This is a genomic window from Carboxylicivirga taeanensis, assembly GCF_051851475.1.
Lineage (GTDB): Bacteria > Bacteroidota > Bacteroidia > Bacteroidales > Marinilabiliaceae > Carboxylicivirga > Carboxylicivirga taeanensis.
The window spans coordinates 1-26,668 of sequence record NZ_JBPUSJ010000013.1 but is presented as its reverse complement, the minus strand read 5'-3'; the positions used below and the strand labels follow the sequence as shown (position 1 = coordinate 26,668).

At 41.3% G+C, this 26,668-nt stretch carries 19 protein-coding genes; 3 read left to right on the top strand and 16 right to left on the bottom strand.

Annotated elements, in window-relative coordinates:
* Positions 1 to 213: 213 nt before the first annotated feature.
* From ACSX1H_RS16000 to ACSX1H_RS15985, 4 genes are all read right to left on the bottom strand, one after another.
* Positions 214 to 1,845 carry an MFS transporter gene (locus ACSX1H_RS16000; RefSeq protein WP_439185241.1) on the bottom strand — a complete coding sequence of 544 codons (1,632 nt, stop codon included), beginning with the start codon at positions 1,843 to 1,845 and terminating at the stop codon, positions 214 to 216.
* A 76-nt stretch (positions 1,846 to 1,921) separates the two neighbouring features.
* Complete coding sequence (locus tag ACSX1H_RS15995; RefSeq protein WP_439185240.1) at positions 1,922 to 3,385, bottom strand: aminoacyl-histidine dipeptidase; 1,464 nt, start codon at positions 3,383 to 3,385, stop codon at positions 1,922 to 1,924.
* Positions 3,386 to 3,417: 32 nt separating this feature from the next.
* Positions 3,418 to 4,521: a DUF4831 family protein gene (locus ACSX1H_RS15990; protein WP_439185239.1), complete on the bottom strand. Its 1,104-nt coding sequence runs from the start codon at positions 4,519 to 4,521 to the stop codon at positions 3,418 to 3,420.
* Positions 4,522 to 4,670: 149 nt separating this feature from the next.
* Positions 4,671 to 6,179 carry an NAD(P)H-hydrate dehydratase gene (locus ACSX1H_RS15985; protein ID WP_439185238.1) on the bottom strand — a complete coding sequence of 503 codons (1,509 nt, stop codon included), beginning with the start codon at positions 6,177 to 6,179 and terminating at the stop codon, positions 4,671 to 4,673.
* 295 nt (positions 6,180 to 6,474) lie between these two features.
* On the opposite strand from ACSX1H_RS15985, the gene ACSX1H_RS15980 reads away from it, so the two are divergent.
* On the top strand, positions 6,475 to 8,007 hold the full coding sequence (locus tag ACSX1H_RS15980) for a peptide MFS transporter (protein ID WP_439185237.1): 1,533 nt from the start codon (positions 6,475 to 6,477) through the stop codon (positions 8,005 to 8,007).
* Positions 8,008 to 8,053: 46 nt separating this feature from the next.
* On the opposite strand, the gene ACSX1H_RS15975 is transcribed toward ACSX1H_RS15980, so the two are convergent.
* The 10 genes from ACSX1H_RS15975 to ACSX1H_RS15930 all read right to left on the bottom strand — a co-directional run bounded on the left by ACSX1H_RS15975 (position 8,054) and on the right by ACSX1H_RS15930 (position 18,968).
* On the bottom strand, positions 8,054 to 8,866 hold the full coding sequence (locus ACSX1H_RS15975; RefSeq protein WP_439185236.1) for a universal stress protein: 813 nt from the start codon (positions 8,864 to 8,866) through the stop codon (positions 8,054 to 8,056).
* A 279-nt stretch (positions 8,867 to 9,145) separates the two neighbouring features.
* Positions 9,146 to 9,505: a hypothetical protein gene (locus ACSX1H_RS15970; RefSeq protein WP_439185235.1), complete on the bottom strand. Its 360-nt coding sequence runs from the start codon at positions 9,503 to 9,505 to the stop codon at positions 9,146 to 9,148.
* Positions 9,506 to 9,702: 197 nt separating this feature from the next.
* Positions 9,703 to 10,161 carry an ATP synthase subunit C-like protein gene (locus tag ACSX1H_RS15965; protein ID WP_439185234.1) on the bottom strand — a complete coding sequence of 153 codons (459 nt, stop codon included), beginning with the start codon at positions 10,159 to 10,161 and terminating at the stop codon, positions 9,703 to 9,705.
* A gap of 21 nt (positions 10,162 to 10,182) precedes the next feature.
* Positions 10,183 to 11,991 (bottom strand): V-type ATP synthase subunit I, encoded by a 1,809-nt coding sequence (locus ACSX1H_RS15960; RefSeq protein ID WP_439185232.1) that lies wholly within the window; start codon positions 11,989 to 11,991, stop codon positions 10,183 to 10,185.
* An 8-nt stretch (positions 11,992 to 11,999) separates the two neighbouring features.
* Positions 12,000 to 12,608, bottom strand: a complete 609-nt coding sequence (locus tag ACSX1H_RS15955) for a V-type ATP synthase subunit D (RefSeq protein WP_439185231.1) — start codon at positions 12,606 to 12,608, stop codon at positions 12,000 to 12,002.
* A complete protein-coding gene (locus ACSX1H_RS15950; protein ID WP_439185230.1) occupies positions 12,608 to 13,111 on the bottom strand; it encodes a DUF2764 family protein in 504 nt (167 codons plus the stop codon). The genes ACSX1H_RS15955 and ACSX1H_RS15950 overlap by 1 nt, the downstream gene beginning before the upstream one ends.
* Before the next feature lie 2 nt (positions 13,112 to 13,113).
* Complete coding sequence (locus tag ACSX1H_RS15945; protein ID WP_439185229.1) at positions 13,114 to 13,728, bottom strand: hypothetical protein; 615 nt, start codon at positions 13,726 to 13,728, stop codon at positions 13,114 to 13,116.
* Between the two features lie 115 nt (positions 13,729 to 13,843).
* Positions 13,844 to 15,154 (bottom strand): V-type ATP synthase subunit B, encoded by a 1,311-nt coding sequence (locus tag ACSX1H_RS15940; protein WP_439185228.1) that lies wholly within the window; start codon positions 15,152 to 15,154, stop codon positions 13,844 to 13,846.
* On the bottom strand, positions 15,151 to 16,926 hold the full coding sequence (locus ACSX1H_RS15935; RefSeq protein WP_439185227.1) for a V-type ATP synthase subunit A: 1,776 nt from the start codon (positions 16,924 to 16,926) through the stop codon (positions 15,151 to 15,153). The genes ACSX1H_RS15940 and ACSX1H_RS15935 overlap by 4 nt, the downstream gene beginning before the upstream one ends.
* 764 nt (positions 16,927 to 17,690) lie before the next feature.
* Complete coding sequence (locus tag ACSX1H_RS15930) at positions 17,691 to 18,968, bottom strand: cystathionine gamma-synthase family protein (protein ID WP_439185226.1); 1,278 nt, start codon at positions 18,966 to 18,968, stop codon at positions 17,691 to 17,693.
* Between the two features lie 124 nt (positions 18,969 to 19,092).
* On the opposite strand from ACSX1H_RS15930, the gene ACSX1H_RS15925 reads away from it, so the two are divergent.
* The gene (locus ACSX1H_RS15925) at positions 19,093 to 19,581 is read left to right on the top strand and encodes an Lrp/AsnC family transcriptional regulator (protein WP_439185225.1); all 489 of its coding nucleotides are present in this window, start codon (positions 19,093 to 19,095) and stop codon (positions 19,579 to 19,581) included.
* On the opposite strand, the gene ACSX1H_RS15920 is transcribed toward ACSX1H_RS15925, so the two are convergent.
* Positions 19,578 to 22,868: a ligand-binding sensor domain-containing protein gene (locus ACSX1H_RS15920; protein ID WP_439185224.1), complete on the bottom strand. Its 3,291-nt coding sequence runs from the start codon at positions 22,866 to 22,868 to the stop codon at positions 19,578 to 19,580. The genes ACSX1H_RS15925 and ACSX1H_RS15920 overlap by 4 nt on opposite strands.
* A gap of 197 nt (positions 22,869 to 23,065) precedes the next feature.
* On the opposite strand from ACSX1H_RS15920, the gene ACSX1H_RS15915 reads away from it, so the two are divergent.
* Positions 23,066 to 23,695 carry an NAD(P)H-dependent oxidoreductase gene (locus ACSX1H_RS15915; protein ID WP_439185223.1) on the top strand — a complete coding sequence of 210 codons (630 nt, stop codon included), beginning with the start codon at positions 23,066 to 23,068 and terminating at the stop codon, positions 23,693 to 23,695.
* 55 nt (positions 23,696 to 23,750) lie between these two features.
* Here ACSX1H_RS15915 and ACSX1H_RS15910 read toward each other — a convergent pair whose 3' ends face one another.
* Positions 23,751 to 26,060, bottom strand: a complete 2,310-nt coding sequence (locus ACSX1H_RS15910) for a GH92 family glycosyl hydrolase (protein WP_439185222.1) — start codon at positions 26,058 to 26,060, stop codon at positions 23,751 to 23,753.
* Positions 26,061 to 26,668 lie beyond the last annotated feature (608 nt).

Here is a 26,668-nt window from a genome sequence, read left to right as displayed (position 1 = left end):
CAAGAGAGGCCTTTCAAACGATTGGCCTCTTTTTTTGAGCATATCACACACTCTCCTATAAAGTAAAGTACTAATGCTGGAAGGTTAATTATTGAACCAATAAACAAACCAAACTACATACTAAGTACCTTTTAATACCAGTGTACACAAAAAAACAGCCACCCCAAAAGGCAGCTGTTTTAATATAGTAGACAATTAGATTATACCATAAAATTAGTCAACAGAAGGCTGTTCCAAACCATAGCCCTGTTCCTTATCTGATTTCTTAAGCATAAATGACAAAAAGATAGAAACAACCCCACATAGCACTAATACCAAAATTGGAATAGTATAGTCAAATGGAGGTATTTCTCCTGATAATTTCAGAGCATCAATCTTTTCAGCAACAGCTGCCTTATCTAGGCCCGCTGCTTCAAATTTATTACGAAAATCTTCTGTTATCTTAATCACACCAGGATTCACAGCATTGAGCAAGGCACCAATTCCCCAAAAGAAAAGGCCTAATCCCCAATTCTGAATGGTGAACATAGAAGCATAAGCAGTACCCAATCGACTCTCTGCTACAATTTTAGCCACTGATGGCCACATAGCAGCTGGCACCAGCGAAAAAGCAACACCCAAACTGAGTAAACCAAAATACCCCAATAGCTCACTTTGAAATACCGATAAAGAAAGGTGAGCAAAAATCAATAGCAAAGATCCTAAAATCATCAACGAAGCGGCTTTACCATTTTTATCGACATAATTACCAAAGATAGGAGTAAATAAAATCGTACCCATTGGAATTAAGGACGCTGTTTTTGGTCCATTGACCAACCAAACACTGAATACATCTTTTAAGCTATAGACAAAAACTCCAAAAAGAGCGCCAATAACCACCAAACTAATAAACTTAGTTGGTACTGTTTTCATTTTGGATGGCACCATTGAAAAGGCAAGTCCAAACACAAATAATAGCACGTAAATACCAGCGGTACCAACAGCAGAACTGCCAAATAATTTAAACAGTCCAGCCTCTGGAAGATCGTAAGAAAAGCCAAACTTATTCACTAGTAAATCGGGTGCATATTGAATAAACGGGAATACCGCTGCATAAAAAGACACACAGAGAAGCGCGATGTACACAAAGGACTTGTTAGTAACTAACTTTACCAAATCATTAAATTTAAAATCTTCATCTTCTCCAGCCTCAATTTCCGAGGCTCCCACCTGCCTATCCAGCTTAATATCAAACACCAGGTAGATAACAAACATGAGCAGCGAGATACCGATAAGAGCAGCAGCAAATGTAACTGCAGGTGATACAGCTCCACCACCGATATCGAGAGATATAGCCAACCCAAGTGCCGACCCCAAACGACCAAAGCCCATGTTAATAGCCATGGCCAATGCCAGTTCATACCCTTTGAACCATTTTACAATGGTACGCGTAGCGACCACACAAACCACTTCCAATCCTGATCCAAACATTACACGACCAATGATCATCCAGGTTAACATCACGCCTTTATCGTCGCCAAAAAATCCGGCGGCCGCCAGGGCTGAAATACTTGCCCCCAGAGTTGCTAAACCTCCAAAAGCTAATCCAGCAATACGAATTCCCCACTTATCAAGAATTATCCCCCCAATGATAATCATACCAAACATGTTGGCAATGGTTGTTAAACCAATGAGACGACCAAACTCCTCACTATTAATACCCAGTTCCGAATCCATAAGTCCCTTTAAGGAGCCGAAAAAATCCTGAAACCAATAGGTTGAAAAAAGTAAAGTACTCACAAGGACTAATACAAGCCAACGCATTGCTACATTATCCTTTAATGTCTTTTTTATTACTTCTGTCATTACGTTTTGTAGTTAGTTATACGAACAAAAAAGAATAGCTACAAACTTCATTGCAGCTATTCTATCTATTTTATAATTATTTCTTTACCGGTACATTCTTTAATGTCTCTACCAAATACTCCCAGAACAGGGAAACCGTTTCAATATTCACCTTTTCATCGGGTGAGTGAGGGAAGCGAATGGTTGGTCCAAAAGAAATCATATCCCAATGTGGATAAGCACTTCCTAAGATCCCACATTCTAAGCCTGCGTGAATAGCTTTGATTTCAGGTACCTTTCCCCATTTTCGGTTGTAAACCTCCTGCATGGTTTTTAGGATTGGTGATTCCAGATTAGGTTTCCATCCGGGATATTGGCCACCAAACCACACTTCAGCACCTGCTAAACGGAATACACTTTCCATTTTTGACTCCAGCTCTTCTTTAGCTGAATCTACAGAACTACGCATCAGACACTTTACATGAATCTCATTATTTTCAGACTTAACAATGGCCAGGTTAGTCGATGTTTCAACCAATCCTTCCATATCGGTACTCATGCGCATCACGCCATTGGGAGCTGCAATTACTCCATTAATAAGGTCATCTTGCGTGAGCTCGTCAATTAAGGCTGCAGGCAAGTCTGTTTTTTCCGCTGTAAACGACAAGTCTGGCTCAACCTGACCGAACTCTGCTTTATAGATATCTTCGAACTCTTCCAAGCTCTCTACCAAATCATCTGCCTGATCGGCTGCTACTGTAACCACGGCGAAAGCTTCACGAGGAATGGCATTACGCAGACTTCCACCATCGATAGATGCTAAGCGTGCATCGAGATTGGCCACGGCAAACTTTAAAAAGCGGAACATTAAAATATTAGCATTCCCTCGACCCAAAACAATATCCATACCTGAGTGACCACCTTTTAACCCTGTTAGTGCGAGTTTAAAAGCTACAGACCCTTCCGGCACCTCAGCATCGGTATAGGTAAATTTGATATTAGCATCCGATCCACCAGCACAACCCACATAAAGTTCACCTTCATCTTCCGAGTCCATATTAAGCAAAATATCTCCTTCCAACAGCCCAGGCTTCAAAGCATTGGCTCCGGTCATACCAGCTTCCTCATCCATTGTGATAAGGGCCTCGATGGGTCCGTGCTCTATATCGGTGGCCTGCAAAACGGCCAAAGCAGCTGCCACACCAATGCCGTTATCAGCTCCCAGTGTGGTTCCATTAGCTTTCACCCAACCATCTTCAATGTATGTTTCAATCGGGTCGGTCTCAAAATTATGTACCTTATCGCTGTTTTTTTGCGGCACCATGTCAACGTGGCTTTGCAAAATCACACCCATCCGGTTTTCATAGCCTGGTGTAGCAGGTTTGCGAATAATCACGTTACCAACCTCATCGCGAATAGTGGTAAAGCCTAAGGAGTTACCGAACTGTTCGATGAAATCAATGGCCTTACCCTCCTTTTTTGATGGACGAGGTATCTGTGTTAGTTTATAGAAATTTTCCCAAAGACCCTGGGGAGATAATTTAGCTATTTCGTCACTCATAACTTTTTGTTTAAAAAGGTATTATATAATAATTACTGTTTTTTATCGATGCTTTGTAAAGCTCCTGTAGCCGAATCAATGCGAATACGCACATCATCGCGCTCCAGCACATTGGCCGGCATGGACACCACCTGGCCATATTGACTGAGATAGACTTCTTTTTCTTTAACCAGAACGTTCTTATCTATAATTTTCACCAAGCCTTTTCCTGGTTTGATATAGAAAAGGCCGTTTCGCACGTCCTGTTTCTTATCAATCACATTAGCTGAGCCTTGCAGATTTTTAAAATCCTGCGTGTCCAGCTCAAAATATACGGGCGAACCACTCACATCCATTTTATCAACTATGCCCTTAACGGTTGAAAAGCGAAATAACACATCATTGCTTGTGCTCATTTTATCGGGCACAATATCGAAGGATTTGGTGATGGTAAAAGTTTCTGTTTTGCCAACAAATAATTCCATGTGCTGCTTTTCGAGCTTGTTTAGTTCGCGTACCATCACTTCATACGACTGGCCATCAGGCGGAAGCTGCTCATAGTCGCTAGCTAAAATTTTAAAACGACGCTTTCGTATTTTATAAATGTAATTAGCTGTTTCCTCAGCCATAGCAGCGGTTGATGTTTTCACCATCTGTTTTTCAATCATTGGCACATCATTGAAATTAACATCATTAATGGTTGGAATTACAGGCTGAGTAAAATCTTTTAAGTAGCTAGCCGAAACTGAAGATTCATTGTTTATACCGGCCAAAATACCTGATGGGGTCAAATTAACAAAGGGGGCCGCACATTGGCCAGTGAAAGAAATAGCATACTGCCTGTCAGGATTTGGCTTCCCATAAGTTTCAATATTGATAGACTTAATCCTCCACTCTTCTTTATTCTCTGTCACAACATCACTAATGTTGAGCATTTTTTGAGAGTAGCGATAAAACGGACCAACTCTACTGATTGTTTTTTCAACTTCGACATTAACCCTGACTACTGTTGTAGGCAAACTGTATAACAACACATTACCAGCTGCGTTACTCATTGTTGTAACATCCTGCACATCAACTTTTGAAGGAACTGTTTGCTGCACCGCACATGAAGAAAACACAGCTGCGACACCTATTGAAAGAAGTAGCTTATTCATAACTAACATTTTTTCAGATTACCATGGCATCAGGTGCAGAAAACCACACTCTTTCTCTGCACGAGATTCTTTAAACACACCCCATTTTAAACTTATTGGGGACACGGACACCAAAGGTAAACGAAAAAAATTAAAAGCCAAGATGATAATTATCGCCTTAACTGCTGAAATGCAGCACCTATTTTATTGATTATATCAGAAGCGATGATGGCTTCCTCGGCCGACTCAATAAGCATGAGGTCCCCACTCAAACCATGCAGATAAACTCCAATTCGGGCGGCATTCAGAGGTACGTAGCCTTGTGCCAACAGCGCCAAGAGGATACCTGTGAGTACATCACCACTTCCTGCCGTTGCCATGCCATAATTACCTGTTGAGTTGAAGTAACAATGTCCGTCAACATCAACAACTGCTGTATAGGCTCCTTTCAGAACCAGAACCACCTGCATGTCCATTGCGAATCTGCGGGCTTTTTGAAGACGCTCATAAGCAGTATGGCTTGGGCCCACCAACCTATCAAACTCCCCCGGATGTGGCGTTAGAATGGCATGTTGAGGCATTAAATCCCATAACGATTCGTCTTGTGAAAGAATGTTTAGCGCATCAGCATCAAGCACCACTGGCTTATTGCCTAAGTTTGTAAGCAAATCTCTGAGGGCCGCCACCGTATTTGGCTTTAAGCCGATGCCCGGACCAATACCAATGGCATCAAAGGCATTTAAATCCGGAAATTCGCTTAATAGTATATCTGAACGATCAATACTAACCATGGCTTCAGGTACAGCTGTCTGAATAATGGTATAACCCAAACGCGGAACATGCGTTGTCAGTAACCCGGCACCTGTCTTCAGGCACCCTTTTGATGCCAATACAGCAGCGCCCATTTTACCATAGCTACCCGCCAAAAGCAGGGCGTGCCCCATATTACCTTTATGGGTAAACCGACTGTGACTTTGCAATAACTTACTGACATTGTTTCGATCACTGTAACTGTAGTCACAACTTGTATCATTAATTATTTGAGGATGCAAACCAATATCCTCAATCATCCATTGTCCAACATACGCCTCGTTATCAGCCAGCAAAAAAGCCAACTTAGGGAACTGAAAACTAATGGTGCAGTTAGCCATCATAATAGATTCCGGAATATTTCCAGCATTATTTTCACCAAACAAACCGGACGGAATATCAATACTCACCACTTCTGCATCCAGACTATTAACATAGGTCACAAGCTTAGCAGCCAATCCAACCAAGGGACGATTTAATCCTGAACCAAAAAGACCATCGATTATTGTACTGTTTTTATTAATTTCAGCAAATTGCTCCTCATCGGTAAAGATACTGATGCTAGCCTGCAGTTTATTTAAGCGCTCATAGTTGATGGACGCATCGGCACTTAACTTTTCTGGCTCAACTATTAAACAAACCTGCACGTGTCGCCAATTTAGAAGCAATAGCCGGGCAACAGCTAATGCATCGCCCCCATTATTTCCAGGCCCCACCAGGACGCATACATCTCCATGCGGATACAATTCAATAAAACGCTCATAAAACGCTAATGAAGCACGCTCCATCAGTTCGATCGAAGCAATAGGCTCATGCTCAATAGTAAACTTATCAATTTTGGCCACTTGTTTGACAGGGAATATTTTCATATCAGAATGCAACTAAATTATGGAAACAATCAAATTTACAAAGTTTTTATTGAAGCACCTCCGTTTTATCTCCGTGCAATACAAACAAAAACAAGTGCCTGACACACTATAAGCGGCTCTCGCTCCGCTAGTATATCGCCAAATTTTATGGAGATAATTTAAGGCGTACCTAACTAGTCGTCACAAACTTACAAAAACACTGCTCCAAAGCATGACACTTACGATTTGTAAGTGCTGCAAAAAAATATATATTTGCTTCGCTTTGATTTAACAACTAATTATAAATTAAATAGATATGTTTAAACAACATCCTAAAGGACTCATACCGGCCGCTCTCGCCAATATGGGTGAGCGTTTTGGTTTTTATACCATGATGGCTATTCTTGTGCTTTTTTTGCAGGCCAAATTTGGATTAAATGGTAAAGATGCAGGACTGATATATTCTGTATTTTATGCTTTAATTTACATTCTATCATTAGCTGGAGGAGTTATAGCTGATAAAACGCGTAACTATAAAGGCACCATTCTAAGTGGTTTAATAGTGATGGGGCTTGGTTATGTATTTCTTGCAATTCCAACCGGAGCCAGCACTTTCACACTTGTAATGACCTGTTTGGCTTTATTCGTTATTTCTTTCGGTAACGGACTATTCAAAGGTAACCTTCAGGCTCTTGTTGGTCAAATGTATGACAATGAGCAGTATAGCAAATATAGAGACTCAGGTTTCTCACTATTCTATATGTTTATCAATGTTGGTGCTATTTTCGCGCCTTTCTTGGCTGTTGGTGTTCGCAACTGGTGGTTAAGCCACAACGGCTTCAACTACGATGCTGACCTTCCTGCCATTTGCCACTCTTTTATTGATGGCACTATTTCTACTGAAGCAACTACCAAGTTCCAGGAGATGGCTAATGTAGCTAACGGTTCTGCAGTAGCTGATCTTGGCACATTTGCCAATGAATACCTCAATGTTTTCTCAACAGGTTTCCACTATGCATTCGGAACTGCTATTATAGCCATGCTAATTTCTTTTATTATTTACCTGGTAAATAAAAAGAACTTTCCAAACCCAGGTGGTCATGAAGTTCACGAAGGCGGCACAAAGGCAGAGGTACCACAAATGGATGCTAAAGAAATTAAGCAACGTATTTATGCTTTATTTGCCGTATTTGGTGTTGTTATCTTTTTCTGGTTTTCATTCCACCAGAACGGATTAACCTTAACGATGTTTGCTAAGAACTTTACCGATTTAAGTGCGATTAATATCGATTTAGGTGTTGTAAGCATCCAGGGAGCTGAGTTATTCCAGTCAATAAACCCGCTCTTTGTTGTTCTGCTTACTCCTGTAGTAATGGCAATATTTGGCTGGTTACGTGCGAAAAATCTTGAGCCTTCAACCCCTAAGAAAATTGCTATCGGTATGTTTATTGCTGCATTAGGATTTGTTGTGATGACCTTAGGCTCGTTAGACCTGCCGCTATTCTCTTCAATCGATCCATCACAAGGGGGTACTCCACTTGATGATGCAGCTAAAGTAACCCCAATGCTATTGATTGGTACCTACTTTATTCTGACTGTTGCTGAGCTGTTTATTAGCCCGCTTGGTATCTCGTTTGTATCAAAAGTAGCTCCTCCTCAGTATCAAGGAATTATGCAAGGTGGTTGGTTAGGTGCTACAGCACTTGGTAACCAGTTATTATTTATTGGAGCAATCTTCTATGAGTCAATTCCAATTTGGGCTACCTGGACAATTTTTGTTGTAGCCTGTATCATTTCCATGTTCACCATGCTATTTATGTTGAAGTGGTTAGAAAGAGTTTCGAAATAATTTGAACTTAATTATATACTAAAAAAGCGGCCTTTGGCCGCTTTTTTTATGCTTCATCATGCAATATTAACATGGGGTGCTCGGGATGCAGCACCATCTTTTTAGTAACACTTGGATGGAACAGACGCTCAAAGAAGGACTCGTTATGACGCACCAGCGTAACAATATCGGCATCATTATCCTCCATAAATTTGAGTATTCCATTACTGACATCATCCCCTTCGATGAAATTGAAGGAAAGGTTTATCCCTTCAAAGTGGGCCGCAATTTTATTCTCTGCCTCAATTCGATTCACATAATCATCTTCAAGTACATTGACAAACATCAAATCAGCCCCAAAGTGATGCGACAGATCACGCAAAGGCTCAACCACGTCATCTACCTTCAAATCTCTTAAGTCAGTTGCAAAAACAATCTTATCGGGCTTTTTAAACTTAGCATGCTTGGGCACAACTAACAAAGCAGCATTAACATTTTTGACTACTTCATAGGCGTTGCTGCCCAATAGAAAATTTTCTAGAGCGGTTTCGCCCCGACATCCCATAACAATCAATTCAGGTTTAAAATCTTTAATTTCACCCTGCACAACTTCTAACAACGAACCAAAGCGGGATGCCAACTCTATTCGGGCATTAGGGAAACGTCGATGCAGTAAGGACAATTCATTCTTCAAGCCTTTCAGACTCTCTTCAGCCAGCTCCTCTTTTACCTGCATAATATAAGGACTGCCGCTAAATTCAAGATCATACGCATTTAAGAGATCGAAATACACTTTCTCATTTTCGAACATCTTGAGTACGTACATGGCAGCGTTCCTGGCAGTGTCTGAAAAATCGGTGAGTAACAAAATCCGTTTCATAACACACTTTTTTGTAATTAGGTAAGCTACTTGCGGCACCGGCACTAATCGCCGTAGGAAAACTCATTACCGAACCTTTTCGGAAAAGTAACATGTGCTAAAGGATTGGTGGTTCACACCTGTTCGATAAAATTACGAACCACATGTTACTCTATTATACGAAAAAAAATAATGGATAGTTTTGCTTTTCATCAACAAAAACCAACAACTCGTCAAATACTAGAAGTTATTCATCAACAATAAGAAACCTAAACAAGCATCTAAATGCATCAAATAACCTCAGCAACCAATTGTCTGCATTCGACGTAAAATAAAGCGCCCTTCCAGATCCTGATCATCGACACTATGTCCCTCCACTTTACTGCTATTATTTAACTCAGCAATCCTGTCATCGAGGCAGTATTCAATAGGGTATGGCGACTCAATAACAGAATAAGATTGTCCTCGAAGCATCAACCTGTCTTCCACAACTTCCCCCTCGATATTCACTTCTATCAGGAATGGCGGCTCATCGTAAATATACTCGTGATATACAAGCGTGCCGGAAATGTGCGCTCCTCTTTGCTTAAGCAAGGCATATCCGATATCAAATCCAGCTTCAAACTGTTCAAAAAAATGCCATTGCCCGGTTAAATTCATCAATCCTGTCATTTAGTCAAAAGGCTGAAGTAATAATTATTAGCATGATCATCCTACAACCTTCTTAATTCAAATAAAAAAAGAGCTGGCAAAGATAACCAACTCTTTTAAATATTATAAATACACCTTTAAAGTGTGTATATATTTCTTAACATTATACAGTTGAAAGACTTAAGCTTTCGTAAAAACCTTCATCCTTATGCGGCAGGAATGGCGCCCATTCCAAATACCATTGCCAAAAGGGCCACTGTTTCAATCACACCCATGGCCGCAATATACATACCGGCACCTTGCTTATCATCTACCGCCAAGTTAGAACAAGCTGCTGCACCTGCACGTCCTTGCATGATAGCCGATGCTGCAATGGCAATACCCACGAATAAGGCAAAAATCATCTGGTTCATATAGCTGTCTGGATTCAGGTTGGCTCCAATTAAAGTGTTCATGAAGATCATACCGTAAATCACCTGACTTAAAGGCATCCCTACCATCGCTAAGGCCAATGCGGGTAATTTCTTTTTGTCTTTAATTGATTGTTTCCATAGTCCCATAGCACCCATAGCTGCTATTCCTGTTCCAATTGCAGAACCAACTCCTGCTATCCCTAAAGCAATGGCGTGACCACCAAATCCATTTACTGCTGTTAATAATGTCATCGTATTTAATTTTATGAGATTTTACTTATTTTTTAATTTAAAAGGGTTGTATTCACTACCTGAAAACTCTACACTGGCGTGGCCTGCATATTCCAACATGTTTAATCGTACACCGTGCACCAATACTGCCATAGCTGCCAATGTCATATTCAGTGCATGACCCAGCACAAGCACTAATACAGCACTTATCCCTGAGGCAACGGTTGTAATCCCCTCGCCAATAGCCATGTCATTAAAACTACTGGCCATTAAAACGGTTGACAAACCAACGGCATACAAACGAATGTATGAAATCACATCAGAAAAACCATTAATCACATTCAGGGGCAAGTTACCAAGTGAGGATAATATGCCTTTTACAATCGGTTGTCCCGGACTTGAAAACAAAGCTACTAATATACCTCCGCCAATAAATAACCAGGGCATATATTCAGGCGCCGGAATGGATAATACCATCTTATTAACCATGAAATACAATCCCCAGACAATGGCAATCCAACCAACCTGAGCAATAACCAAAACGGTATTAACGTATTTCCAGCCTTTTTGAATATGACCAATGGTTAAATGCACCGCACCAATCAAGAACATGAACTGTTGTATCTTCAGGTCATCCCCTCCAAAACTCGCCAGTTCTTTTACTTGCAGTTGCTTTAAGAATGGAATAGTAGCAATGGTTTCTGCACCAAAATAGGTTCCGGTCAGCACCCCCCAAGTCATGATAGAAAACGAGAGCGTGTACATCAGACCAAACTCAATTTGCTTAGCAAACCCTTGTTTCCAATGAACCAATAGAGTTATTGCAAAGAAGATTAGTCCATAACCTGCATCACCAACTAATATACCAGTGAAAAATGTAAAGAAAACTAAAAATACTTTCGATACATCAATCTCGTTATATCCCGGCACCAAGCCCATAAAATTCATGACAGGCTTTATCTTATCCGACCACTTTGGATTCTTCAGCAAAGTAGGCACTAAATCAAACTCATCTGGTCGCGGATCCCTTACAACATAGCCCCAACCATTTGTTTCGGCTGTTTGTGTAACATGGGCAACTTTGTCTTCCGGCACATAGCCTTCCCAACAGCGAACCTTATCATGAAAAGCCATCCCACCATATTGAACGGTGCGAATCTTTAAACGGCGATTCCGTTCGTCCAAAGCATCCTCCAGAAGGCCTTTCTGAGCCTTCATCTGAAGCAGGAGTTGTTCTCCATTAGCTAATTCAGTACTCTTCTCCTTCAAAGCAAGCTCTACTTCTTGCTGCGATATGGCAGGCAGCTCAATTTGCGCATAGTTTAAAGCATCTTCCTGATCCTCCGAAACAAGCACAACTTGATTTATACCATTGGAATTACCTACTACCCTCACGTTTTCCTGAGCCTGGATACTCTTCATATCCTTTTCAGGCACTTCGTAAAGCTTTAGATATACACCCTTATTATTGATTGTTTGAATATCGTCTAATGAGATACTGCCCCAGCTGTCGTACCACTGCTTTGCCTTTGATAGTTCGGATATCTGCTTTTGCAGCTCCTTATTCGCCCTGTTTGTTTCCAAAACTTGCTCCAATAATGCAATATCGCCTCTTTGAGCCTTGGCATAATCGGGTACTTTTATAGTTGAAGCTGTTTCAGTGCCTTCACAATTATCCAATATCGAAATGGCTTTCTCCAACTGACCGATGCGATTTAACACCTGTTCAATTGAATCATCCTTAGCCGGCTGAAACGGCGAAATATGCATTAAGCCTAATTCGCCTAACACAGTCAAATCCTCATCCATATCGTTGGTTGGATGAGCCATGAAAAGCAATAGTTTTTTCATCTTTGTAATCATGCCATCACTCCTTCCTTTTGACTGGTTTTAACAACTTTGGCTGTAGCAATTGTTAAACGCTCATCATCCTGCAGCTTTTGTCCAATCTTACGAATGGCCGTTTTAGCATTAGGAATACGACGGTTTTCGAATAGCTTGATACGGGCGCGCACATCGAGTAACTCCTCCTCTAGCAAACGAATCTGCTCTTGCAGACAGTCAATTTCGGCCATCAGTTGCAGTTGCTCCTTCATTAACTCAATCGCATTGTCTACCCATAAAGGCGTATCCACCTGGATAGGCTCTACTTTGAAATCAACACTTTCGTACTGATACACCCTAACACCAGCTACATCTATGGGTTTTGTCACAACCTTGTTAACAGAAATGAAGGACGTCACATCTACATGCACATCACTCATAACAGCTACCCACGGCTCTGCCATCTTGTTGTTCTTATCAATCACATGGCGAATTTCCTCAATGCGTTCAGCAATTGTATTAATTGTTGACATCAAGGATTTCTCCATGGCTTCAAACAAAGGCAGCATGCGCAAAGACACCTTCAGAATTTTCTTCTGTCGGGCACGCTCTGTTTTTGTATATTTTATTTTTACTCCTGCCATTATTCCTCCTTCTTTTTAGGTGGGTTAACGACCGACGCCAATACTTGCGAACCTCGTTCTTTATCAAAGGAGTTCAAACGGTTTAAAATCTGCAAGCGCAATTTATAAACCATCACCTCTGTTAAAGTGAACGTTTCGCCGGACTGTATGGTATCGAGTTCTTCCCATTGCCATCTCATTATCAGCTTCTCGCGCTCCAATGGATTGGCATTCACAACAGCTAATGGAAGTTTCGCCAAATTGGGGGTTCGCCGTTGCGCCTTTGCGGCTCTGAGTTCCGTCATGTCTTCTTTCATTTCATCCAACATAACGGCAATACTCTTAAGACTCACCTTCCCTTCCGAATCGGTTGCCTGATAAATATCTACCGGTTCGAGTTTTTTAAAGTGCTTTGCCGACAATTGATTTTTGGCACTTTCGGTAAACTCATCCATGGTGATGGGTGGCACCTGACCAAATTTCAAGGAAGGCAAACTACACATTAAATAAACCAAGTTTGACATGCTTAGTCCTCCTGGTTTTGAGTTATACGTTCAACCAAATCTTTATTTAATAAGGTGAACATCGCTTGTTGTATATCCTCATCGCTCAACACAAACTGCACACCAGCACTATCTTTTGACTGCACTACAATTTTAGCCTCGTTATTGGCCAAAGGTTGCAATTCTACCTGCTCTTTTAAACCGGCATTTGTAATGAATGCCTCCATGGATTTTAACGTTTCGGCAGGAACAGAAACCTTTTTGTCGCCTGCAATGGAAGCCACAACTGCTTTCGTCAACTCCTGCAAATACTGCTCTTGAGTAAATAAGCTCTCACTCAAACCACCAAAAATAGACTCCATGTATTTAAGAACAGCGACTTTGGTTGCTTCAATCATATCGCGGGAAGCCTGCTGTAAAGCCATGCGTGCATTAGTCTCTGCCTGCTCAGCTTTTATATTAGCCTCGTCAATGATAGTTTGCTTTTGAGCTTCAGCTGCAGAAATAATTTCTTCAGCCTGCTTCTTAGCATCTTCGATAATGCGTTGCTTTTCAGCCTCTCCTGCATCAATCCCTTGCTCCTTCAGTTTCGCAACTATCGTTTCCAGGTTTTCTTTATTATCGTGCATTTCATTCATCTGTTTAACGTTAATATTCAATTACCAGACGAAACTCTTGATGAATTTTAATCATGCGCCAGCTTCTATTCTGATGGCTAAAATTCATGTTCGTTTCACTTTTATAGATAATCGCTTAGTTTTTATCCCAATATTCTTCAATCAGCTTTTTACTAAGACCGGTTTCCGTAGAATCGAAATGGCGCTTAAGGATGGCCCAGCATTTATCCAAAGCAGCCTCGAGCTCCATTGGCTCGCCAAAAGGCTCCTCAATATTGTCGATAAAGTCGGTACGGTAACGCAATAGCTTTTGTGAGTATGGATCATTTGCAGCACCTACTTCTGATGCTTCATAAGCTTTCTCTGCATCGGCTAATAAAGAGGCCATGGCTGTCATAATAGCACGATGATCGTTACGGGTTTTACCATTCACCCCTTGCTTCAAACGCGAAAGCGAACGAGCCAATTTCAGCTTACCATTCTCCAGGAAAAACTGCCCTTCGGTGATATAACCTGTATTATCCGGCACGGGATCTTCCAATGACTCCAGCGTGGTAGCTCCAATGATGGTAATAGAACCAGCCCCTTCAATATCGGCAGCCACCTCGTATCTTTTTGCTAACTCCGAATAGAGTGAACCCGGATAGCCCTGCAACGAAGGAATCATATCCTGATAGTTGGCCACGTTACGTAAAATATTCGACCAGTTAGTCATATCGGTCAATAGCACCAGAACATCTTTCCCCTGGTCGGCAAACTCACGCGCCACACTTAAGGCAACATCCGGCAACATCAAGCCTTTAATCTGCGAATCGCCGGCCAGGTGCGTAAACATGATGGTTTTATCAATGTTACCCGACTGCGACAACTGTTCCTTAAAGTAGTGATATTCATCAAACTTCAATCCGATACCTGCAAAAATAATGACATCGGCTTTGGCGCCTTGAGCAATTTGCGATAACAGACGGTTATAGGGCTCTGTTGGACCAGCGAAGATTGGAATCTTTTGCGATTTCACCAATGTATTAAACACATCAATCATTGGGATACCGGTCCACAACGCTTGTTTGGGCACGTTACGAACTGTTGGATTAAGCGTGTCTAAGCGCGTAGATAGCTGCTTTTCAAAAATAATTTCCGGACCTCCATCAGCAACAGCACCAGACCCATCAAAACTACGGCCCAACATTTTATTAGAAAACCCGGCTGTGAGAGGAAGCTCGTGCATGCGAATTTTGGTACGCGTGCTTAAGCCGGTGGTGCCATTGAACACCTGAAATCGGGTTGAATCCTCGGTGATATTAATGGCTTTGGCAAACGATAAGCTCTGACCGGAGTCAGCCTCTAAAAGTTCCACCACGTGATTAAGCGCGACTCCCGGATTTCCCTCAACAGAAATAAGGGCTTTACCTACCTCGCTTATTTTATTAATTTCTTTTCTTATCATACGGCGTATTCCTCCTGTAATATAAATTTATCAATTGCCTTTGGTAACTGAGCCAGTTGCTCGTCGGTAGTAGCTGAGTAGTTCCAATCTTTCCACCACTGACGCAACTCATCAAACTTCTGTTTTATCAGTTCCTTTAACTGCTCATCATCCAAGTTGTCTACCTGAAAATCAATGTCGCTATCAATTAAATTCTGAACAGCCCGGTTAATAACATCCAGACGCTCAGGGCGCGTACAGGCATCCACTTTATCAAAGGCATCTTGCTGCATGACGCAGAAATCGATAGTTAACCCTTTTTGAAATTGTATGTAGTTTGCCACCGGCACCTTCTTTAATCCAATGGTGCTGATGGTTTGATCAATGTCATTCGCTTCGTTCAGTGTCTGAAGCATTTTCCGACGATCTTTCCAAGATACAAAGCCATCGTACACGGAAGTTGTGTAAACTAGAGGATCGATGGCCGGATATTTTTTAGCATCGGCACGGTCTTGTGATAATCCCCAGAAACCACCTGTCGCATCCATGGTTGCCTGAGTCACCGGCTCCTGGAAGTTACCACCGGCAGGCGATACCGTACCAATAAAGGTTAACGACCCGTTGGTGCCCAAATCTTCGCCAGCCCGCTGGTACATCCCTTTAATCTGATCCGGAATATCCATTGGGAACGCTTCAGGACCTGGAATATCTCCCTGACGACCACTTCGCTCACGCAAAGCCTGTGCCCAACGTGATGTTGAATCGGCTAACAACACCACTTTTTTCCCTTGGTAGCGGTAGTATTCTCCCACTGTTAAGGCGATAAATACCGAAGCTTCACGCGCTGCCACAGGCATGGAACTGGTGTTACCAAAAATACACATCCGTTTCATTAAGGACTCACCAGTTGAAGGATCTTCCAACTCGGCAAATTCTTTAAATACCTCTACTGCTTCACCAGCCCGTTCACCACAGGCGGCCATTATAATAATATCGGCTAAAGCATACTTACACAATGAGTGCTGCAATACGGTTTTCCCTGCACCAAAGGGGCCAGGGTTTCCTACTGTACCACCATAACCCACCGGAGCCAACAGGTCAATAACGCGCGTACCCGTTGAAATCGGCTTGTTAGGTATTGCCCTTTCTTTAAAAGGAATTGGCGACTTCACAGGATGACGGAAAGCTAATTTAAGCTCGTGTTTTTTTCCTTGCCCGTCGACCACAACGGCTACCTGCTGTATTATATTCACTGCACTTTGGCCAATAATGCTTTCGACCTTGCAAACGCCAAAATTGAATGGTACCAAAATTTTATGGTCCACTTTACCTTCGGGTACCGTACCTATAACGTCACCACCAGTTACAGTGTCGCCCACCTTTACTAGCGGAGTAAAATCCCACAAAGCTTCTTCATCTAGAGCCGGAGCTTTCATACCTGGCTTTAAGTAGGCATCTTCCTCGCTTAACTTATACAAAGGGTTTTGAAGTCCATCCCAAACACTGGTTAGCAGTCCCGGACCTAAAAGCACGGATAGTGGCGTGCCTTTAAACACGACTTCGTCACCAATTTTAGCCCCGGTCAAATCTTCAAAAACCTGCATCTCGACAATACCTGCATCGGCATTTTTAGGGTCAGGCTGTATCTGCAATACCTCCGCCTGAAGGAATTTTCCATCGACGAAAATCTCAGCAGTCTCACCCATTATTACATCGTCAAAGAATCGGGCCTTCACCAACGAGTCCTGGATGGAAATAAGGGTTCCTGTCCTCTTGTTATTGATATCGTTCATATTTTATATTTTAAAAGCAGTTGATTTTCACCAACTGGCTCCCCATTACTGATTCATTACGGCAGCCTTTATTATGCAACAAATAATGTATATTTATTCAGCTAAAAATAATACATCTTGCCTTACTAACAGCTCGTTAGCTAATAGTTTTTTTAAAAAACTGCCCCTTCTATGTATTCCAATTCCTCATCGCCATGCCGAAAGCTTCTGCAACTTCGGTGCTGAAGCTGTGCTGCTAATTGGCCTTTCTTTCGCTATCGACCACAATACTTTATTCTTTCTATGTTTAAGTTGAATGGCTATAGCAACATCATCTATGAAAAAGCAGCTACAACAACAAACGATTTCTTAACCAGAAAGTTTCCTCTAAGTGCATTAGGTGTTTCAGAGCTAATTACAAAAAATCAGGGCTCAATCCGTATTATTCATTTTAAGCTGCAATGTCATAAATTAACATTCTTTTGGATTTCAAATATAGCCTATCTTACCTCTTTTTCACTACTAATTTAGAAGGATTATAAAGAGCTAAATACATAATAGGTGATAAGTGTAACGAATGTAAATAATTAATCAAACAATTGGAAGTTTTAATGTATGAATGCCTACAATTTTTGAATAAAATAACATTTATCAATTACGAATTAGCATTTATTGTTATCGGGTTTTACGACCTTCAATTCTGATTCATAGCACCAAAAAAGTCGCCCCACCACAGGGCGACTTTAGCAAAACATTAACCATAAAAACCAAATTCAAACCAAATGCTAGCAAATGGCCGAACTATTCGCCCTCTTAACCACTTCGAGGGCGTTTGCTATTTGTTCTATCAGATCCTGCGGATCCTCTAGTCCTATACTTAATCGAACTAAAGACGGAGAGATACCTAGCTTCTCACGATCTTCAGCAGACACATCAACATGTGTCATGGTAGCTGGATGCTCAGCTAAACTTTCAGTTGAGCCCAAGCTTACTGCTAATTTAAACAACTTTAGGTTATCAAGAAACATAAAAGCCTCTTTTTCACCTCCTGCAATATCAAATGCAATCATTGAACCGGCAGATAAGCATTGTTTATTGAATATTTGCTGCATCTCACTGTCTGCATCTAGCATACCAAGGAAATGCACTTTATCCACCATCGGATGATCTTTCAGGAAGTTCGCCACAACAAGTGCACTTTTAGCCTGAGCTTCCATTCTTATCTTGATCGTCTCCAAACTCCTCTGCAACAACCAGCTGGAATTTGGATCGAGTTGACTTCCAAAGAAAGTGCGCATCACCTTAACCTGCCCAACCAAATTGGCCGATCCTGTAATGGCACCTGCCACTACATCACTATGTCCTCCAATAAATTTGGTGGCCGAGTACACTACCAAATCAGCACCAAATTGCAGCGGATGCTGAAAAACGGGCCCTAGAAAGGTATTATCCACGGCAAACACACATTTTTTCTCTTCAGAACTAAAGTAGCGCGCTATGCGTGCAACCATTTCAATATCAATTATCGAATTAGTTGGGTTTCCTGGTGTTTCAACATAGACCATTGACGGCCGCCGTCCGGGATAATTCTTTTCAACCCGTTCGATAATAACGTCTTCTTTTTCGCCTTTCACAAAGCTGACTACACCAATATTAAACTGAGGCAAGACGTGATGAATAAAATGATCCGTACCTCCGTAAACCGGCGATGAAAAAAGCAACACTTCCCCAGGCTTTACAAAAGACAGGATGGTGGTAGATATAGCGGCCATGCCACTGGAGAAAAACGCCCCGGCTTCAGCTTCATCCCACAATGCCAATCTTTTTTCCAGGATATCCATGTTTGGATGATTCAGACGAGAATAGATCATTCCCATTTCTTCACCTTCACGTTTGTCGCGTAATCCGTAAGCCAGTTCAAAAAAGGCTTTTCCTTCCTCACAGCTATTAAACGCAAATGTAGACGTTTGATAAACAGGACATTTAACGGCCCCTTGATGCTCATGTGCATCATAAGCGTGAGACATCATTAAACTTTCTGGCTTCATCTGTTTATTCATCATCGAATCATTTTTTAACAAATTTAAGAGATACTAGTTATTTATACCAGATAATAGTTATATATTAGTTATTTATTCCATATATTAACACTCAAGCAGATTATTAAAATTATAAACCAACCTTCTAATGGGTAAAGCAGAAAAATTTTCTAAGATCAGCATTGACGAGACGGATAAAAAGCTACTTAGCCTACTGCAAAACAATGCAAAGCTAACCACGAAACAACTTGCTCACCACCTTAACTTATCGACCACCCCCGTTTTTGAAAGAATTAAGAGACTTGAGCGCAATGGCGTGATAGAAAAATATGTAGCGATAGTTAATAAAGAAAAGGTTGGAAAGGAGTTGATTGCCATCTGCAATGTTTCACTTAAACAGCATTCGCATGATGTCATTCGAGAGTTTGAAGAGGCCATAGCTCAGCTTCCCGAGGTGATTGAATGCCTGCACATCGCCGGGATGTTCGACTACATCCTGAAAATCATCACCAAAAATATGGAAACCTACCACAACTTTATTTACAATAAGCTAGCAGCCGTCAACAATGTAGGGAATGTGCAGAGTTCGTTTGTTATGAGGGAAATAAAATCGGGCACAGAATTACACCTGGACTAGTCTGGCACATTGATTGGCAAATAAAAGTAAAAGCAGGAGCCAAAACCCGGAGCCGATTTGACATGAATAGACCCATTGAGCTTTTCTACCAGATTTTTGGTAATGGTTAAGCCAAGGCCATTGCCACTGTATATGTTCTCGTTCGTATTATCAATTCGCGAGAAGCGATCGAAAATGCGTTGTTGGTGCTGTTCACTTATCCCAATTCCACTGTCTTCAACGCTAAAATAGGCATTGCCTTCTTCTCTTCTCAAGCAGATTCTCACGTATCCGGAGCTGGTAAATTTCAGCGCATTACTTATGAGATTATTGAGAACCTGCCTCAGGCGAAACACATCAGTTAACAGGCAAATAGCTTCGTCGGTACACTGAAGTTCAAAACTGATACCTGGTTTTTCCTGCAATACTTTTGAAGTTTTAAAGGTTTGGTATACTTCTGCAACCAGTTCCTTCGCATTCACCTCACTGAGCATCAGATTAAGCTGCCCCGACTCGATCATTGAAATATCAATAATATCGTTCAGCAAGTGAAGAAGGTTATCCCCATTGGTTCGAATGAGGTGCGCAAAATTGGTTTTTTCCGTTTCATTGAATGATTCGTCGAGCAGCAGCTCTGAAAAACCCATAATTGCATTCATGGGTGTTCGAATTTCATGACTCATATTCGACAAAAATGCTGACTTCAGGCGATCTGACTCTTCAGCAGCATCTTTGGCCAACTTCAATTCTCTGGTCCGTTTTTCAACAGTGTCTTCAAGTTTTTTAGCAAAACTCTCTATCTCTTCTTTTTGTCGGGCTATCTCATCACGCTGACGATTGGCAATATTGCGCTGCAGCTGAATTTCCTTTGTCCGAATCTCCACCCGCTTCTCCAAAATTTCCTTATCTCTTTGCAGGCGATTGTAATACAAGCGTGCAGCCAGATAAACCAATAAACCCAACAACAAGGTGGCAAGGGCGATAAACCACCCTTTCTTCCACAGCGGGGGCTTCACGGTTATTGTAATACTTTGGGCATTGTCGCAGATGAAGCCCTCAGCATTGGTCGAACGCACTTCGAGCGTGTATTCACCTGTGCTGAGATCAATAAAGGTCAGATTACGTTTATTATCCAAAGGAATCCATTCCTGCGAATTGGGAAGCATCCGGTAGTAATAATCAACCTCTGATGGTGCCTGATAATCGAGGGCTACAAAATTGATGGTAAAAAACCGCTGATCGGGTTCCAATTTAACCTGCTTCCCACCTAACAACGAGCTCTTTACTACTACCCTATTGAGTGCGGCAGAGTCTTCATCAGCCACATGCTGATCATAAAGCTCAAGGGATGTAAAGTAGATAGGTGGGGAATACTTTGACTGTTTGATACTATCCGGATGAAAAACATTGAACCCATTAATACCACCAAAAAGCATGCGACCATCAGTCAACATTTCTGATGAGGGGTTGAACTCATTGCTTTGCAACCCATCCTGAACATCGTAGTTTAAGACTTCACCTGTTTGCAATATGATGCGAGAAATCCCTTTATTGGTCGACACCCATAACTCATTGTTATACTCAAGCACATGATACGCATAGGAATTGCTCATCCCCTCTTTAATACCGTAGTGCTTCACAATCTTCAGGTCATCACTAACCTGATTAAGGCCTTTGCTGGTTGTGAGCCATATTCGGTTTTTGCTATCTTCATAAACCGATGTCACATTATAGCTGCTCAGCTGCAATGAATCGGCTGTGTTGTTAAACAGGTAGATAAACGAATCGGTTTCGGCCTGATATAAATTAACCCCATACTGAGAAGTTATCCACAAGCGTTTTTTTGAATCGCAAAAAACATCCCAAATCATTTCATTGGTATGCGTCCCGTCATAATTGGTGAACTGATAACGTTTAAATACATCTGAACTGTCGATATATCGGGCCAAACCATAGGCTGTGCCCACCCATAAATGTCCATCACCATCTCTTTCAATGGCGAACACCTCATTATCTGGCAAGGAGGTCGTATCGCCATCGATGTACTTGAATTCACGATTTTCGCTGGTTGCCCTATTGTGCCTGAATAGCCCTTGTGAGGTTCCTATCCACAAATCGCTATTCACATCATTGTATAAAGACCATACCGAAAAATTACGATTGCCACTAAAGGGATAATATCCTTTTATCTGCCCATTATAAGCATTCCAAACAGATAACCCTTTCATGGTTCCAATCCATACGTTATCTGCAGTGTCCTTATCAAGGGCATAGACGGTTGTTCCATTAACGCCTTCGCCGTCTTTAGTTTGGTAGTAATGCAAAAACTGATTGCCTGAAACATCCATGTGAATACAGCCTTTTCCTTTGGTGCCAATCCAAAGGTGTTGCCGTTCATCAAGATATAAACAACGAACATAGTTTTCCTCTAATGAATAAATATCGTAGGGGTCGTTCCGGTAATGGGTGAGCTGGCCTTCAGGCGATACGTAGGCGATACCATCCAAGCCACTACTTAACCAAATTCCCCTGTGGCTGTCTACCACCACATCACTTACTTTGGTATCCTCGAGGTATAATAATTTGTAAGTACCGTTCTTTTTGTCAAACTGGAAGAAACCATTATCGGTTGCCAGCCATAAGTAACGCGGATTACCTGACGGCACAATTTTCACAATGATGTTACTATTGAAGCGCTGGTTTTTAGTGCCTTCATTGATGTACTTTTGATAGGTTCTTTCTTTGACATTAATTTTAACCAGTCCTTGACCGTATGTGCCTGCCCAGATAACGTCTTTGTCATCTGAAAAAACGCACGTGGCAACTACAAAAGGAAAACTGCCATTTTTGGCCTGTGAAGACTCAAAATTATCAAACGACTGGGTTTGAGGATTGAGAACACTTATCCCATAAGAATTAGCAATAAGAATATTTCCCTCTTCATCTTGATGTAATCCATAAACAAAACTCGATGAAATGGAGTTTTCTCCTTCTTCATAAAAATAATGGGTGAATTCTTCGGTAGCCGGATCAAACACGCTCACACCGCCTCCGTTTGTTCCAATATAAATTAAGCCGGTATTGGCATCCTCCAGCAAACAGCTAATGGTATTCACCAACACACCATTCTTTCTATTCTCGGAAGACTTAAAAACGGTCACTTCATTGCCATCGTAACGATTTAAACCATCTTCAGTACCAAACCAAACGAAGCCCTTTTGATCTTTCAAAATGCAGTTGACCGAATTTTGCGATAACCCATCATTTATTGAAAAAGTGTACGTAGAATAACGCCTGACCTGCCCCACAGTTGTTAACACACCTGATAACAACAATACAAGTAAGACTAAACAATTTCTGTATATATATCTAGAAGCTCCCAATCGCTACAACTTAATGGGTATAAAAGTAATGAAACTGGCAACTTTAACAAATGTATCGCCATAACAAACAAAAATATAGACTGCGTTGTTACTTGTGCAAAGTAGGATTAAAGAAAAAATAGATGAATATCATAGACAAATTAAACTGGCGTTATGCCACTCAACAATTCGATGCGAGCAAAAAATTATCCGACGAGCAGTTGCAACTTATCCTTGAGGCCACCAATCTCGCGCCCTCTTCGTTTGGACTACAACCCTATTCAATTGTGGTAATAGAAAATGCTGAGCTCCGACAAAAGCTGCGTGGCGTTGCACGTAACCAAGCACAAACAGTAGATGCCTCTCACCTGATCCTGTTTGCTGCCAATACCAATTTATCTGATAAGGATGTGGAAGCGTTTGTTAAACGCATTTCTGACACCCGCAAAGTACCGGTTGAAACACTAGCCGAGTACGATGCTTTGATGAAAAATACCATCCACTCTTTACCAGCTGAAGCCATATTAAGCTGGGCCACAAAGCAAACTTACATTGCGCTAGGCCAATTAATGGTAACCTGTGCGGTTGAAGGTATTGATACCTGCCCAATGGAAGGTTTTGACAAAAAAGCATTTGATGAAATATTAGGCTTGCCAGCCCGTAACCTCACCTCGGTGGTGATGGCAGCAGTAGGTTTTCGTTCAAGTGAAGATAAATACCAGCATTTAGCCAAAGTGCGTAAATCTCTCGATGAGTTAGTAGTTAAATTATAAAGCAAAAAAGAGGCTTGCTGTAAACGCAAGCCTCTTTTTTTTTATTAGAAGATTATTATTCGATGCTCATTGAGGGCGGATAAGCCTCTTCTCCAACACCACGCTTCTTATTAGGTTCGTTGCTCATGGTAAACTCTAGCAGACCACCTTTCAGCAACTCATCGTGCTCAATATAGTTTTTGTCCCAAACGGATCCGTTAAAGGTTAGTCCCTCAACATAAACATTATCCTTGCCATTGTTTTCTGAGGCAATTACTAATTCGTTTCCATTTGGTAATGTAACTGTTACTTTATCAAAAATTGGACTTCCAATAACATACATAGGCTGACCAGGGCAAACAGGATAAAATCCCATAGAACTAAAGACATACCAAGCTGATGTTTGACCATTATCTTCATCGCCACAATATCCATCTGGCGTTGGAGTGTATAATTTGTCCATTACCTTTCTTACCCAATACTGTGATTTCCAAGGCTGACCAGCATAATTATAAAGATAAGGCATGTGCTGAATGGGCTGATTGCCGTGCGCATATTGTCCCATGTTCATAATTTGCATCTCCCTGATTTCATGAATTGGAAAACCATAATAGGAATCATCAAATACAGGTGGTAACTCAAACACCTTATCTAGCATACCTATAAACTCCTGGTTACCTCCCATAAGCTGTTTCAAACCTTCAATATCGTGAAACACAGACCATGTGTAATGCCAGCTGTTTCCTTCGGTAAAAGCACCGCCCCATTTGAAAGCGCTAAATGGTGCCTGAAATGTTCCATCCGCATTTTTACCTCTCATCAATTTATTGTCGGCACAGAACAGGTTACGGTAATTTTGAGCCCTTTTAGCAAATAAATCAATCTCTTCCTGCGGCTTTCCTAATGCTTTAGCCAGTTTGTAGATGTTATAATCGGCAAAGGCATATTCGAGCGTTCGTGCTGCGTTTTCATGAATACCCACATCATACGGCACATACCCCAATTCATTGTAGTAAGATGCTCCATAACGCCCAACTGATGTCACCTCTTTATTGTACGATTCAGTATTTTTAAGGATGGCCTCATACAGCGTTTCGATATCATAATCGCGCATACCCTTTAAGTAGGCATCTGCAATATTCACAGCAGAATTGGTTCCAATCATACAGCCACGGTGACCAGGACTCGCCCATTCGGGTAACCATCCGCTCTCTTTATAGGTATTTACCAACCCCTGCATAATTTGGTTATTCAACTCCGGATACATCACGGTGAAGAATGGGAAAACGGCTCTGAAAGTATCCCAAAATCCATTATCTGTAAACATATAGCCTGGCAATACCTCTCCATTATATGGGCTGTAATGAACCACATTGTTATCCTGATCGTATTCATAAAACTTGCGAGGGAATAACAATACCCGGTACAAAGTCGAATAAAAGATTCGCTGTTGATCAACGGTGCCCCCTTCAACTTTTATTTTATTAAGCTCCTTACTCCAAGCCGTATGAGCTTTCTGCTTTGTTGTTTCAAAACTATCTGAACCAATTTCTCTGTCCAGATTGAGCTGCGCCTGTTCATAACTAATAAATGAAGAGGCCACTTTAGCATGTACCTTTTCTCCTTTTGACGTTTTAAACTTCAGAACAGCACCTACATGATAGCCTTCTACCTCATTTTTTTCAGTCAACTCATCTTTATTCCAGGTATTTATAGCGGTAAACTCCTTATCAAACTCCACTACAAAGTAATTATGGAAGTTTTCAGGCACACCTCCTGAATTATTTCGGCAATAGCCAATTACTTTTTTCTCTTCGGGAATAATCTTAACGTAGGAGCCCTGATGAAATCCATCAACAAGCACATAACTCGATTCATTTTCCGGGAAGGTAAAACGAAATTGTGCCGCTCTTTCCGTTGGTGTTACCTCTACATTAACATCATAATCCGCCAAGTAAACCTGATAGTAATGTGGCTTGGCAATTTCTGCCTTGTGAGAAAACCAACTCTGTCTTTCCTCTTCCTTAAATTTAAGATCTCCGGTAACAGCCATTAAACTAAAAGCTGCATAATCATTAATCCAAGGACTCGGCTGATGAGTCTGTTTAATCCCACGAATTTTATGAGCATCGTATTGATAGCCCCATCCATCACCCATTTTATTGGTTTGTGGTGTCCAGAAGTTCATGCCCCATGGGGTTGCAATTGCCGGATAAGTATTTCCGTTGGACAAAGCAAACTCTGAATCGGTTCCCATCAGCGGATTAGCATAATCAACAGGATCCTCAACTTGCAAACAGTTATTCACCGTTTCATTGCAACTACTCAAACTCAGGATAATTGATAACCCGAGTAGTGCACCTTTTACTTTTGAAACTATACGCATAATTATCTGTTATTTTAGCTGCAAATTAGTAAGCTTTTCTGAGTTAATATAAGCATAACTCCCTAAATTTTAAGCAAAAGAACAAATACAACCACACTAAAAACATTTAACCACCGCTGAACTATCTACAGCAATTATACATCGGTATATGAATCTTAAATAACAACTGACAACACCACATATTTAATGGAAATCTCCTAACTAAATTCACAACATGTGGGGCATGTAACTGAGAGTTTACCACCCGGCATTCCTTAGCTACCTTTTTAATGCACATGAAAGCCTACTTTAAGGAACTAATGCTCATACAAACACGCGCCAAAAAACAGCTGCTATATAGACTTCACAGTGCCTTTCAAGCAAACAACCCATTCGATATTTGTTGGCTCTTCATTAACTCCCCAAACAGCGCGTACTATACAAAGCTTAAAAAAAGGCAAATCCTGTCTATTTTGAAGTAACACCCTTTATCTATTGGCAGTTGATGAAGATTGAAAATAAACACTGCCAATAGCCGGGAGAACGCCCGGATGAGTTAATGGCGTTTCCAGATATACGAATACCACTAAGTGGCCGGTAAGAAACCATTAAACGCAAAAAACCTCTTA